Annotated in this window: 12 protein-coding genes; 3 read left to right on the top strand and 9 right to left on the bottom strand. The window is 35.1% G+C overall.

Going from position 1 to position 12,716, the window contains the following annotated elements:
• Positions 1-573: 573 nt before the first annotated feature.
• Positions 574-1,482 carry a helix-turn-helix domain-containing protein gene (locus AC3WRL_RS00785; protein ID WP_492329518.1) on the bottom strand — a complete coding sequence of 303 codons (909 nt, stop codon included), beginning with the start codon at positions 1,480-1,482 and terminating at the stop codon, positions 574-576.
• A gap of 96 nt (positions 1,483-1,578) precedes the next feature.
• On the bottom strand, positions 1,579-2,562 hold the full coding sequence (locus AC3WRL_RS00780; RefSeq protein ID WP_492329517.1) for an aldo/keto reductase: 984 nt from the start codon (positions 2,560-2,562) through the stop codon (positions 1,579-1,581).
• A 290-nt stretch (positions 2,563-2,852) separates the two neighbouring features.
• Here AC3WRL_RS00780 and AC3WRL_RS00775 point away from each other — a divergent pair, with 290 nt between their 5' ends.
• Complete coding sequence (locus AC3WRL_RS00775) at positions 2,853-3,797, top strand: alpha/beta fold hydrolase (RefSeq protein ID WP_492329516.1); 945 nt, start codon at positions 2,853-2,855, stop codon at positions 3,795-3,797.
• A gap of 43 nt (positions 3,798-3,840) precedes the next feature.
• Here AC3WRL_RS00775 and AC3WRL_RS00770 read toward each other — a convergent pair whose 3' ends face one another.
• The 6 genes from AC3WRL_RS00770 to AC3WRL_RS00745 all read right to left on the bottom strand — a co-directional run bounded on the left by AC3WRL_RS00770 (position 3,841) and on the right by AC3WRL_RS00745 (position 9,735).
• Positions 3,841-5,355 (bottom strand): hypothetical protein, encoded by a 1,515-nt coding sequence (locus AC3WRL_RS00770; protein WP_492329515.1) that lies wholly within the window; start codon positions 5,353-5,355, stop codon positions 3,841-3,843.
• Positions 5,356-5,542: 187 nt separating this feature from the next.
• Positions 5,543-7,060, bottom strand: a complete 1,518-nt coding sequence (locus tag AC3WRL_RS00765; protein ID WP_492329514.1) for an amidohydrolase family protein — start codon at positions 7,058-7,060, stop codon at positions 5,543-5,545.
• Positions 7,061-7,162: 102 nt separating this feature from the next.
• Entirely contained in the window at positions 7,163-7,903 is a 741-nt protein-coding gene (locus AC3WRL_RS00760) for a LytTR family DNA-binding domain-containing protein (protein WP_492329513.1), read from the bottom strand.
• A gap of 64 nt (positions 7,904-7,967) precedes the next feature.
• Positions 7,968-8,228 (bottom strand): hypothetical protein, encoded by a 261-nt coding sequence (locus tag AC3WRL_RS00755; protein WP_492329512.1) that lies wholly within the window; start codon positions 8,226-8,228, stop codon positions 7,968-7,970.
• A 191-nt stretch (positions 8,229-8,419) separates the two neighbouring features.
• Positions 8,420-8,926: a hypothetical protein gene (locus AC3WRL_RS00750; protein ID WP_492329511.1), complete on the bottom strand. Its 507-nt coding sequence runs from the start codon at positions 8,924-8,926 to the stop codon at positions 8,420-8,422.
• A gap of 176 nt (positions 8,927-9,102) precedes the next feature.
• Positions 9,103-9,735, bottom strand: coding sequence for an NAD(P)H-dependent oxidoreductase (locus AC3WRL_RS00745; protein WP_261511618.1), 633 nt, complete (start codon positions 9,733-9,735; stop codon positions 9,103-9,105).
• Positions 9,736-9,914: 179 nt separating this feature from the next.
• Between AC3WRL_RS00745 and AC3WRL_RS00740 the strand changes: the two genes are divergently transcribed.
• On the top strand, positions 9,915-10,301 hold the full coding sequence (locus AC3WRL_RS00740) for a winged helix-turn-helix transcriptional regulator (protein ID WP_214831737.1): 387 nt from the start codon (positions 9,915-9,917) through the stop codon (positions 10,299-10,301).
• A 156-nt stretch (positions 10,302-10,457) separates the two neighbouring features.
• Here AC3WRL_RS00740 and AC3WRL_RS00735 read toward each other — a convergent pair whose 3' ends face one another.
• Complete coding sequence (locus AC3WRL_RS00735) at positions 10,458-11,414, bottom strand: AraC family transcriptional regulator (protein WP_492329510.1); 957 nt, start codon at positions 11,412-11,414, stop codon at positions 10,458-10,460.
• 102 nt (positions 11,415-11,516) lie between these two features.
• On the opposite strand from AC3WRL_RS00735, the gene AC3WRL_RS00730 reads away from it, so the two are divergent.
• Positions 11,517-12,632, top strand: coding sequence for an FAD-dependent monooxygenase (locus AC3WRL_RS00730; RefSeq protein WP_492329509.1), 1,116 nt, complete (start codon positions 11,517-11,519; stop codon positions 12,630-12,632).
• The last annotated feature ends 84 nt before the right edge of the window (positions 12,633-12,716 follow it).

Below are 12,716 nucleotides of genomic sequence, written 5' to 3'. Positions count from 1 at the left end.
AGTCTTGAACTTTTGGTCCATTTTGCTTCAAGGCAAAAGGACAGATAAAAATAAAGAAATATTTATTGAGATTGCTTGGTGCCTCGCAATGACGATGGGATCTGTCTCTCGCAGATTATGCAGATTACGCAGATTAAAACGACAAATATTTAAAACATAAACCACCACCACTAAACGACCTAGGAAGCTGCAGCGTTAAAAAAATAAGTTCTGTGAACGTAAAAAAAATTCTACTGTCCGAAGCGCGGGACCTCAAATTCAATAATAAATTCACATTAAATCCGCGCAAGTTTAGAATTTTTAGTTAACAGACCTTATTTTTAGCGAAAGTTTCCAGTCTTGAACTTTTGGTCCATTTTGCTTCAAGGCAAAAGGACAGATAAAAATAAAGAAATATTTATTGAGATTGCTTCGTACCTCGCAATGACGGTGGGGTCTGTCTCTCACAGATTAGGTCCATTTTGCTTCAAGGCAAAAGGACATAAAAAAATAAAAAAATATTTATTGAGATTGCTTCGTTCCTCACAATGACGATATAGCAATTACCTGGGAAGATAAGATTGATTAAAAAACTTAATTAAACGACTCCCTGAACTCAAGGGGAGTCCTCTTCGTCATTTTCTTAAAAAATTTACTAAAAGATTGCGGATGTTCAAATCCCAGTTCATAAGCAATTTCACTTATAGATAAACTGCTAACAGACAGTTTTTCCTTTGCCAGATTACTTAATTTATGATGAATATGCTGTTGTGTACTTTGCCCAGTAAGGGAACGTAACAAGTCACTCAGATAGCTTGGCGAAATATTTAACTTTTCGGCAAGGAAATGCACGGTAGGAATTCCTTGTTCCAGTAAAGCGGAGTTGTTGAAATAATCGTTCAGAGTCTCTTCAAATTTTTCCAGTAAGCTGTGATTGACAGCTTTTCGGGTAATAAACTGTCGTTTATAAAAACGGTTGCTATAGCTTAACAGAAGTTCTATTTGTGCGATCATTACATCCTGACTAAAATCGTCTATTCTGTTATTTAATTCTTCCTCAATAATGGTAAAAACTGATAAGATGGTTTCCTTTTCTTTTTCAGAAAGGTGTAAAGCTTCATTGGTGGTATAAGAAAAGAATCCATATTCCTTGATTTTTTTAGCCAAAGGATAGGACAGAAGAAGATCGGGATGGAAAAACAGGAGATAGCCGGAATTGGCTTTATTATTAGGACTTTCAAAGACCTGATTGGGAGCCGTGAACACCAATCCACCTTCTCCGAAATCATAATAATTCTGTCCATATCTTGCCTGACTGCACAGATCTGTTTTATAAGCAACTTTATAAAAATTCAGCATCATGGTTGGAGACAGCTCATCCGGATTAATTTTAATGTCTTTGATATTGATAAAACTTACCAAAGGATGTAAGGGCTTTTTCAGCCCAAACACCTTATGTAATTCGGATAAAGATTCAAATTTTTGTGGAATATTTTTATCCATTTCAAATGAATGTATTAATGTTGTTTTCTTATTCAGGGAATTTAATGACAATTTAGGAATAAATCTCTTTTACCAGTCCATTCCTGTGTTGTAAAATTAATCTTTTAATGTTCGCAATTTGATAAGATCTTCATCTCTTCGGTTACCGTGAATCTGAATGGTCGATAATGCAGTTTCTATTTGGTTAAATTCATCCTCACTCAGTACAATTTCAGCTGAAACCATATTCTCCTGAATCCTTTTCAGATTTCTTGAACCAGGAATAGGCACGATAAAATCATTTTTATGAAGCATCCAAGCCAGGGAAACCTGTGCCGGAGTCGCTTCTTTTATGGTGGCAAACTGATGCAATACTTCTAACAAAGGCTGGTTGGCAATGATATTGTCCTTCTCAAAACGGGTAATAACCCTTCTGGCATCAATTCCCTTAAACTGTGTTTCTGCATTCACCTGGCCAGATAAGAAACCATTAGCAAGGGGTGAAAAGGCAACAAAACCAATTCCAAGTTCCCCACAGGTTGGAATGACATCCTTTTCAAACTGTCGCGCCATGATGGAATATTCACTCTGAATGGCAGTGATTGGAGTCACCGCATGAGCCCTTCTGATTTCCTCTTCCGTTGACTGTGATTGACCCCAACCCAATATTTTTCCTTCTTTGATCAGTTCACCCATGCAATAAGCAATGTCTTCAACTGGAATATCTTTATTGACCCGATGCTGATAATACAATTCGATATGGTCTGTTTTCAGTCTTTTTAATGAGTTTTCTAGTTTGTTTTTAATGATACTCATTAATTTTTCTGTGGAATAATCTTCGATACTTTCCTGAATCCAGAACTTAGTGGCAATGCTGACTTTATTTCGGATGTCGGCTAAAGCCTCACCCAACAATTCTTCATTGGCTCCCATTGCGTAGGCTTCAGCAGTATCAAAAAAGGTACAGCCAAGATCATAAGTGTTTCGAATTAATTCAATAGATTCCTTTCGATCCGGTACTGATCCATACCCCTGACTTAGTCCCATACTTCCATAGCCGATTGCCGATACTTCCAGGTCTCTTAATTTTCTTGATTTCATTTTTTCTTATTTAAAGTTTACTAAGCAAAGGTCATCTTATCGTAAGACTTGCACGTAGCCTGATTGAGGGATCACGTAGCCTGATTGCGGAAAGTAAGTTGAATTAAATAAAATTAAAGTTTTGAGCATTTCTAAAATACCAAAGCGAATACCAAAGAATATCTCCGTAATTTTTGAGATTCCGAAATGTCTGATTAACCCCTGAAAATGTCTGTTTAAAGTACTTTGTACGTGATCCGCTTGCCTGTACTTTTTAAGTTTGCATCATAATCATACAAAAATAAACGATAATGAAAGCATTCAGAACAATTTCAGCAGCAAGTATTTTATGTGTAACTCTTTTTACTGTAGTTACCGTATCGTGCACAGAGGAGAGTGAGGTGATCACCCAGGAAGTACAGGTATTAAATCACCGTAACGCTAAAACTAAATTTGTAAAAGTCAAAGGTAATGATTTTGCGTACCGTACCTGGGGTAAAGAAGATGGAATTCCTTTGGTATTGTTACCGGGATTAGGAGGTTCTATGGACGATTGGGATCCTGCAGTAACGGACGGACTGGCGCAGAAGTATAAGATCATCATCTTCGATAACCAAGGAGTCGCAGCTTCCAAAGGAACTACCCCAAACACCGTACAGGCTATGGCAGATGATGCCATCGATTTTATCAAAGCTTTAAACTTTACTAAAGTCAATATCATGGGATTCTCTATGGGTGGATTTGTAGCGCAAAGAGTGGTTTTAACCCAACCCACACTGATCAACAAAGTGATCCTAACAGGGACGGGACCAAAAGGAGCAATAGGATTATCCAATTTACCTAATATCATTGCCGGAACAGCAGGATTAAGTGCTGAAGAATCTTTCCTGAAATTCGGATTTACACAATCTGCAGCGAGTATTGCAGCTGGAAAAGCGTCGTATGCCAGAATCCAGCTTCGTACCACCGACAGAGATCTTCCATTAAGTGATGCCACTTCCAATTCACAGTTTACTGCGGTTTTAAGTTGGGCACAGCCTGATGCCAATTCACTTGAAGATATAAAAATGATTAAAAATCCTGTGCTTATCGTTCATGGAGAAAATGATCTTCCCATATCGGTTCAGAATGCACAAAATATGAAGCAAAATTTAGAACATGGCGAACTTCTGGTTTTTCCGGATTCAGGTCATGCGTCTTTCTTCCAGAATCATGACGCGTTTGTAGCGAAAGCTGTTGCGTTTTTAGGTGAGTAGTTTTGTTTTTGTGGTTAAGAGCTTACCGTTTATCGGTAGGCTTTTAATTTTTATATAACCTTAATTCAAAAATGTATTTGCTGAGTGATAATTCAACTGATTTATTGCCATTCTTCCATTTCACAGTTGAATTTTCTTTATCCCGATTATTTAAAATAGGACTTCCTAGTTTTCGCGTTAGAAAAGAAAAGAGCCAGTCAAATTTTGATTTATATAACTTTTGTGTATCGATATTAGAGGTAGTTCGATCTTCTTCTACACTATCAAAATGTGATTTAATACCCCATTCAAATTCTATCAATTCAATTGATTTTTCCTTTGCTGTATAATAATACATTGTTATCAGATGAATAGAAGGACTTTCCTTTTTTCGATAAATTCTAGGAGTTTCTATATCTTTTCCGTCAAGTAGGTAGTGAGAGATTTTGTGACTCTGGGTTAAGTCCCTTGCATTTTCCTTTTGCTCAATATCATCAATTTTATCTAAAGACAAGGTATCTAAGTTAGAATAGAAGTAATCGAAATTTTTTTCAACCCAGCTCCTTGCCCAGTCTTCATCCATAATAGGTTCCTTGTAAGAATTTTTAAATGAAGTCACATTGATTTGATCTTTTTTAATTTCAATGATCCCAAAAGTATTTTTATCGTTAGTAGCAAACTGAATAGTTTGATATAGATTGTTCTGTATTGGGTTTCTTGTATCATAATACCATTTGAACGGGCGGAGATCATATTTAAAATCAAAAATTGGTATTAACTTTTTATTCTCGAGTCTTCCGATTTTTGTTGAAATACCATCGTTAAATAAATGATAAAATTTATTGTTCGCTACAAAAGAGGTTGCTATCGAACGTTTAGATTTATCATCAGTTGTATCAATATATATAACTTCACCTCCTTTCATTGAGACGCTCCCTTCTCTGAAATAACGTTCTGCTAATACTGCTTTTTTATAATCGTAAGTTTTTTTACTTATTGCTAATTTTCTAGGATCTGATACTCTAAGGATGTATTTACTTGTCGTTAAATAATAGGCATTATCAAATTTATTGATCACTGGATCTGTTGCGGCTATTTCATATTGTTTATGAGTTAAATTATCTTTGAACCAAGTTACCCCGCCCCATTCCCCGAAGTCGCGAGCATATATGGTGTATTTTTTATCTTGATATACAAGATCAATTCCTTTTTTAGTTTCAATCCATTCTTTATTTTTTTCATCAAGATAAAAAGTATGATGATTATAATACTCTGTGGTAAAGATGGAATCATTTTTTATATATAAATCGTAGTAATAGGTTTGGAGCTTTTCAGGAACACTTATTTTAGAATTAACTTTTCCTTCCTCATCTAAAATGTAAAAGTTGTGATTAGAACCAGAGCTGAATTTATCATTATCAGTCTGAAAATAACAATAATATTTGGAATTATATTTTAACCAGGGTCCAGGACTTCCGGGAATATTAATTTCTATGGTTTTATAGTCAACTTTTAATTCTTGTGAATGACAAGATTGTATAGAAAATATTACGATAAAAATGAGGATAATGTTTTTCATGGAGCTAACTGTAATGATGCTAACTTACTATTAATTCTGAGATTAATTTATATTCTACTTGCTGAAAATCTTAGATTTTCTTACGCCTTAAAAACAGCATAATATTCGAAATTCCCTTGCGCCTTTGCGATTAACTAAATGAAACTCAGTAATAGGTTAGCCCTTTTTATAATCTCTAATCTCTTTTTCAATGTAAATATTCATTAATGCTTATATCCCTGTTTTTATTATTGGCCTCTTCTATAGCCTTTAAGATCGTTTTTATTTGAATTTTATCGATCATGTATTGATCAAAAAACACATATTCAATCGTTTTTGTGTTTTTAATATTTTCTAAAGGATCTTTTGTAAGAAGTACCAAATCAGATTGATATCCTTTTTTTATTTTTCCCGTATTGCTTTTCATCCAATTACCTGGAGCGACGGTTGCGGAATAGATTGCCTGTGAATTGGTCATTCCGGATTTAGATAAAGATTCCAGTTCATTATGAAGGGAAAAACCGGGAACAACAGTTGCTACATTGGCATCTGTACCAGCCATAATGTTTACTTTTTGATCGACCAATGCTTTGGTCATGATGTGAATTGCTTTTGTATAGGTATTCCAAAAAACCTTAGAGGCCTCTTTTGCATCTGGTTCATCTTTTCCAGAATATTCATATCCATTTTTACCAGGTAACCAACCTAATTTGTAAAGTGGTGTTCCTTCGATAATTTTGGGATTTACATATTTTAATTCTATTGTTTTAAGCTTAGACTTTAAGTCAAATTTTTGGCTTAGAAAACCTTCACATAACCAAACCGTTGAGGTAACACTAATGTTATTCTTTTTTAACTTTTTTGCAATTTCGGGGGCACGTGCTTTTAGAAAATTGAGGTATTCTTCAGGGTTTTTAGAAATTGATTTTCCAAAATCATCAATCGTTTTAACGGTTAATTCTTCAATGTGAGCAACTTCATTTTGACCTGACTGATAAAGAGTTTCTAAATCCACTAATGGGATATGACCAATAACAGGAATGTTATTTTCTTTGGCAATCTCTATGGTTGTTTTAAACATTTCCGGATTTACGAAGCCATACATTTTAATGGCATCATAACCTTGTTCCTTGATTTTTTTTATTGCTTTTTGAGCATCCTTTTTATTGGAGTAATTAATAGAATGTCTGGTCCAGCTGTAATAATAACCTGCCAATCCGCGCTCACTAAATATTGGGGGAGAGGCAATAAACATTCCCGGACCCATGTTATTTTTCTGTATTGATTTTCTCCATTCTAAATTGACAGGCTGTCCGGCCATCTCTCTAACATAGGTAACACCATTTACTAAATACAAAAATAGATCATTCTTACTTTCTTTTAAATGAACATGACTGTCTACAAGACCTGGAATGAGGTATTTGTTGGTGCCATCAATGATTGTTGCTGTATTATTTAGTGGTTGATTTTTGCCTAAACGAATGATGATACCATCTTGAATGAGTACATCCTGGTTTTTAATAAAATGGGTACAATCTTCTGAAAGAATACTGACGTTTTTTATCTGAATTATTTTGGCTGGTTTAACGATCGAAGATATATTGATGAGCTCAGTAGACTTACCCAAAACCTTATTTAATTCATGATCTGCCCATATAAAAACGACCATAAGAATACCGGACAATATAATGACCGAATACAGAACTCTTCTTAACCAAAGTTTCATAAATTATTTATTTTTATCTGCGACAAAAGTAAATGGAAATTGATCCTTAGAGGTTATGAATAGGGGAATTAGGTACGAAATAAGCCGTTTTAGGGACGAGAATTATAAGGCCAATAGATCTTTCCTGTAATTTTTAGAAACAGGCAATTCAATTTGAGTAAGAGAAATGGTATCCTGATTTTTCCATGCCTTAAAATGAACGGGATTTATTAAATGTGACCGATGGACCTGAATTAAAAAATCAAAATCATTCTGGACTTTTTTTAATGTACTCCGAATTAATTTCTTTTTCATTTGACTTCCATCGGTAAAGAAGATCTCGACATAATTTTGTGAATTTGAAACACAGATCAAATCCCCTTTTTTTATTTTTAAAATGTCCAGTTTATTTTCTCCCCGGATAATGATGATATCGTCTTCAGCAGGAATTAAAGAGACCACATATATTCTTGCCAAAATTATTATGGGAGTGGAAATCAGGGCTGATTTAAGAATGATCATTTTAAAAAATTTAAAAAAATCATATCCACCATGTAAAACAGGACTTTTATAAAAGCAGTATGTGCTTACCCAAAAAAGGAGCTGGAAAAAAAAGAGACTGGCTATTTCAAAACCAATATTCCATTTTGAGAGTTTCTGATAAATACTTTTTTGAATGACTGAAAGCAATGCATAACAGAAAAATGCAATCACGCTAAATCCAATACTGATAATTACCCATACTTTAAAACTTACCGTCCCATCGTCAAATGGCCTTATAAAAAAAGCGAAGACAAAGAGCCAGGTACTGATGAAAATTCCTATCAGTAAATGATGCTTAATCGAAGGGTTTAATTTTTTCATTGAGTAAAAAGAGGTCTGCCGTATCTTGAAATATTTGTTTCTGGAAGTCTTTGGTTGAGGGATATTATTGCAGGTTTCGGGATGCTATTTCTTGCTTTACTTTCTTTTCTAAGATGGTATTGCTTGCAAAACTCCTGGCGATCAGAATTGCTGCGACCAAAGTAAAGAAAGTGAAAAATCCAAACCCATTTTTTACGGCACTATACACTACAATTCCGATAGTAACTCCGATAATGGTAGCATTAATTAATTTATCGGTTTTTAAGTTTTTTAGTTTCTTTAAAAGCTCTTCATTGCTTAACGCTGTCAGGTTTTCAGGTTTCATGGATTTAGTTTTTACTAAGGGCTAAAATAAAATAATTTTGGTTAATGTACATCTACGTTTGAGTGAATAGTTATTATTTTAAGTAAATAAAAAAGTTCACCGATAATCAGTGAACTTTTTTTTTGGATTAATGAATCAGGATCTTATTTTTTAAGATCATCAATCTTATTTTTAGCTTCTACAAAAGCAGCTTATATTGTATCTCCATTATCGATAAATAAGGTGTTGTCTGAACCATACTTTTCTAATTTAATATACCATTTAGCCTTCCCCTGACTTACATAATATCCAACCTGAAAACCATCTACAGTTACAAATTTATTTTCCATATAATCTGGATTGGAGATAATATCACTATTAACTTCTGCTTTTAATATGGCTATGGCTTTTAAAACTTCGATCAAGTCACTATATTCAATAGATGCAGTTGTATTATTGTATTTACCTGTTTTTTCAATTTGATAGAAATAAGCGTTTGACGAACCATTTGAGATCTTTCTGACTCTTGTTTCAGAGGACTCATAAGTAGCCTTTAATTTAGGGAGTTTAGTGTCTACAAATTTTGTAATGCTTCCTGTTTTTGATGCAAAAACATCCATTTTGGTTTTTACAGGTTCTGATTCCTTTTTCACATCTTGTCCATAGGATGTTATTGAAATAAAAATGATTGCACTAATGGAGAGTATTTTTTTTACCATTTTATCTATTTTTTAATGTGAAACAAATTTGGTTGTTTAATTCTTTTATCTGATACGGAAATCCACAGTGTCTAAAAATAATTTTTAGGATATTAGAAATAAACCCATCTTATGAAAATAATAAAAACCCCATTAATGTTAATTTAATAGGGTTTCAAATCTTAAGGTTTTGAATTCTAATTGAGTTCAATAAACAGCTCCTCGTTAGACCGCCTTACTTTTTTAAGATTCACCAGCCAGTCATTCTCTTCATCTCGGTATCCTAAAGCCATAAGAACTGTACTCTTTAATCCCTGCTCACGAAGATGAAGGATCTCATCATAAGCTTCACTGTCAAATCCTTCCAAAGGAGTGGCATCTACTTTGAGATGGGCCGCGGCAAGAAGACCAAATCCCAATGCGAGGTAAGCCTGATGGGCGGCACCTACAAAATGCTGGTCCTTACTTCTTTGATCCAGGATACCAAGAAGTTTTAAACGGTAGTCATCAGTAGCACTGGAAGGCAGGTTACGTTCCTTATTGCTGAATTCAAAAAATGTATTCACTCTTTCCGGGGTGTACTCATCCCATGCGGCAAAAACCAGCAGGTGAGAAGCCTGAAGAATCTGCTTCTGTTCCCATGATACGGGATATAACTTTTCCTTTAATTCCTGATTGGTGATCACAAAAACTTTAAAAGGCTGTAAGCCTGAACTCGAAGGCGACAAACGGATCGCTTCCAGGATCTGGTCGATCTTTTCATTTTCTATTGTTTTCCCATTAAAACTTTTTGTGGCAAATCTCCATTGTAATGTTTCCTGTAATGACATAATGTTGCGTGTTTTTTATTAAAAATCTGTTGAGGTTTTAATCTCATTTATGGGTACAAAGTTAGGGTGTTTAGGTTTCCAAAATACACCTGTTCCCTGTTGGTAACCAGTTACAAAAAAGTAACCAGGTGAATTTTTATAGGAAGATTTGCGTAATTTTGATTAATAATTTTCAGGGTATGAAAAAAGATAAAATTGAAATCGGCGAAAAATGTAAAAGCCACATTCGCGGAGTAAAGGATACTATGGATCTGCTTGATGGAAAATGGAAAACCCTTATTATAAGCCAATTATACTACATTGGGAAATTGCGTTTTATGGATTTGAAAAGGCAGGTAGAAGGTATCGCTTCAAAAACCCTTTCCAAGGAATTGAAGGATCTGGAAATGAATAACCTTATCAAAAGAACGCAGAATAATACCATGCCCGTTTCTGTGGATTATGAACTGACCTGTTTTGGAGAAAGCCTGCATACGATTATTGATACGATGGGTGAGTGGGGGATCAAGTACAGGAAAGATTTGTTAGGAAAAGAGACTAAAGTGGTTGCTGAAGTTGTAAATTGATCCGTAAGGTTTATTTTCTCGGATCTATTATTATGTTTTCGTTTAAATTTGTAATTAAAGAATGCATAACGAATCCGACATTCACGAAAGCGATATAGGCATAACCTATCTGGTATATGATCAAATTCGCTATAGTTGAGTTATTTTTGCCTTCCTTTATTTCAGGTTATTACTGTATTTTTTCGGCTTTTGGCCTATATGTTTTTCAAATACCCTTGAGAAATGACTTAGGTTTTCAAAACCCATTTGATAGCCTGCTTCTGATACGGACAGTTTTTCATCCCGCAAAAGCCGGGCAGCCTCTTTCATGCGTAAGTGCTGATAGTAATCGTAAATTCCCATACCGAAAATCTGGGTGAATATTCTGCGGAGCTTAAGTTCATTCATTCCTGCAATCTGTTTCATCTCTGCAATGCTGGTCGGTTGGCTTAATGAGGAAACTATTTTGTCGCGTACCTGGTAAATAGATTTTATTTCCTTTCCGCTTAGTTTTTGGTGGACTGAACCTTCCCGTTTGCGCAAACTTTCAAATAAATAAAAAAGAAGTTCCATCGCCTTGATTTTGTAGTAATAACTTTTCATTGTGCTTGGTGCTTCTTTTTTCACAATATCGTTTACGGTGCGCAAAATATCATCGGTCATCAATTCTTCAATCAGAAAACTGTTGGTATCATCGAACAGGAATTGAAAATAGGGAGACTCCTCTTTTAAAAAGCTTTTCAAATAATCGGCACTGATGCTGATGGAAACATAGGTGGCCTGTGTATTTTTTGTAAAATTGATTTTCTGCTGTATCGTAAATGGGAATATCCGTACAAATGGTGCATCTCCGGACAGTTTGATTGTACTTATACCAGAAGAGGTCTGATCATCCTCAAAAATGTTGTAAAATAAAAAACCAATACTGTCTTTGATTGATGATGTCGCGGTTTTGCGGATAAAATTCTTTTTAATGTTAAACGTACCAAAATGCATGGCTATATCCGGCAAAAACGTGAAGGCTTTAAAAAGTTTGACCTCGACATACTGTAGCTCGTCCAGTGTAGTCAGTCCTACTTTGGCTGCATAATCAAGAATTCTGTGGTCTATATCTTTATGATCTGCTCCACTCATAATTTTTACGACTATTTTTAATAGGTATTGGAGTATTTTAATCGTAAAGTTACTGCTAATTTTGATCTATCAATGTTACAATGACAATTAAATTTTCAAGCTATGAAAAAACAAGTTTTGATCTCAGGGGCAAGCTTTGCCGGATTAACGTTAGCCTATTGGTTAAACAAATTTGGCTGTAAGGTGACGGTCGTAGAAATCGGCCAGGATCTTAGAAAAGGTGGTTCGCCTATCGATGTCCGTGGAAAAGCCCTGGATATTGTAAAAGAAATGGGAATATTGCAAAAAATAAAGGATCATGAATTTATCCATACCGATGAGGTTGTCAATACCAAAGGCGAAACACTGACTACTTTTTCAATCAACGCACTGGAAGAATATCTCGGTGATATTGAAATCCATCGCAGCGACCTGGTCGATATTATTTTCGATATTGTTCCTAAGGATGAAGTCGAAATTGTTTTCGGCAACAGCATAAAAGCGTTGATCCAGCATGAGGATCGCGTTGATGTATCCTTTGAACATGGAGCGGATAGAAGTTTTGATTTCGTATTTGGAGCAGACGGTACGCACTCTATCGTAAGGAAACTTGTATTTGGTCCTGAAGAAAATTTCAAAAAGTTTTTCGGGGTTTACTTTGCTTTTGCTAAAGCAGATCATATCCAAACAGGCAAGTCAGGTAACACGGGAATCGTATACCGGGAGCTGGGCAAACAGGCGGTTATCTACCATTTCAAAGAGGGAGCGAATGCTATACTCATGTTTAGGGCACCTCAATTGGATTGGGATTATAGAAATGATGACCAACACAAGCAAATTCTAAAAGAATATTTTGGCAATAATACAAATTGGAAAATCCCTGAAATATTAGACACCATGCTTCATTCCGATAATTTGTATTTTGATGAAGCCTGTCAAATTCATATGCCGGACTGGACAAAAGGACGTGTTGCCCTGATTGGCGATGCTGCGCATGCACCAAGTTTTTTTACTGGTATGGGTACAAGTCTGGCTTTACAGGGCGCAACGTTATTAGCAAAAGAGCTTAACAAAAATGACGACTATAGAACTGCTTTTGAGAAGTATCATGAAATCTTCAAACCAGTTGCAGAAGACATTCAATCCCGCATTACACGAGGGTTAAAAGTTCAGCTACCCGAAACAGAAGAAGAGTTAGAGGCATCTTTCGCAGCGATGACTAATAATAAGCCGTCTTAATTGCCGAAATTGAAAGGGTTTAAAAGAAATCTCACATTCGGTCATCCATCCTTATTCGTGTCCAATGAATAACATCTTACATAA

Source organism: Chryseobacterium sp. FW101-FHT12H09, from assembly GCF_058790395.1.
The sequence above is the reverse complement of the archived record's forward strand: the minus strand, read 5'-3'. Positions and strand labels throughout refer to the sequence as shown.

Bases quoted from the DNA above. Each gene is read 5' to 3' on its own strand.
- AC3WRL_RS00740 (WP_214831737.1), top strand. From the start codon at position 9,915: ATGAAAAAAGATAAAATTGAAATCGGCGAAAAATGTAAAAGCCACATT.
- AC3WRL_RS00765 (WP_492329514.1), bottom strand. From the start codon at position 7,060: ATGAAACTTTGGTTAAGAAGAGTTCTGTATTCGGTCATTATATTGTCC.
- AC3WRL_RS00730 (WP_492329509.1), top strand. From the start codon at position 11,517: ATGAAAAAACAAGTTTTGATCTCAGGGGCAAGCTTTGCCGGATTAACG.
- AC3WRL_RS00775 (WP_492329516.1), top strand. From the start codon at position 2,853: ATGAAAGCATTCAGAACAATTTCAGCAGCAAGTATTTTATGTGTAACT.
- AC3WRL_RS00745 (WP_261511618.1), bottom strand. From the start codon at position 9,735: ATGTCATTACAGGAAACATTACAATGGAGATTTGCCACAAAAAGTTTT.
- AC3WRL_RS00785 (WP_492329518.1), bottom strand. From the start codon at position 1,482: ATGGATAAAAATATTCCACAAAAATTTGAATCTTTATCCGAATTACAT.
- AC3WRL_RS00760 (WP_492329513.1), bottom strand. From the start codon at position 7,903: ATGAAAAAATTAAACCCTTCGATTAAGCATCATTTACTGATAGGAATT.
- AC3WRL_RS00735 (WP_492329510.1), bottom strand. From the start codon at position 11,414: ATGAGTGGAGCAGATCATAAAGATATAGACCACAGAATTCTTGATTAT.
- AC3WRL_RS00770 (WP_492329515.1), bottom strand. From the start codon at position 5,355: ATGAAAAACATTATCCTCATTTTTATCGTAATATTTTCTATACAATCT.
- AC3WRL_RS00780 (WP_492329517.1), bottom strand. From the start codon at position 2,562: ATGAAATCAAGAAAATTAAGAGACCTGGAAGTATCGGCAATCGGCTAT.
- AC3WRL_RS00750 (WP_492329511.1), bottom strand. From the start codon at position 8,926: ATGGTAAAAAAAATACTCTCCATTAGTGCAATCATTTTTATTTCAATA.
- AC3WRL_RS00755 (WP_492329512.1), bottom strand. From the start codon at position 8,228: ATGAAACCTGAAAACCTGACAGCGTTAAGCAATGAAGAGCTTTTAAAG.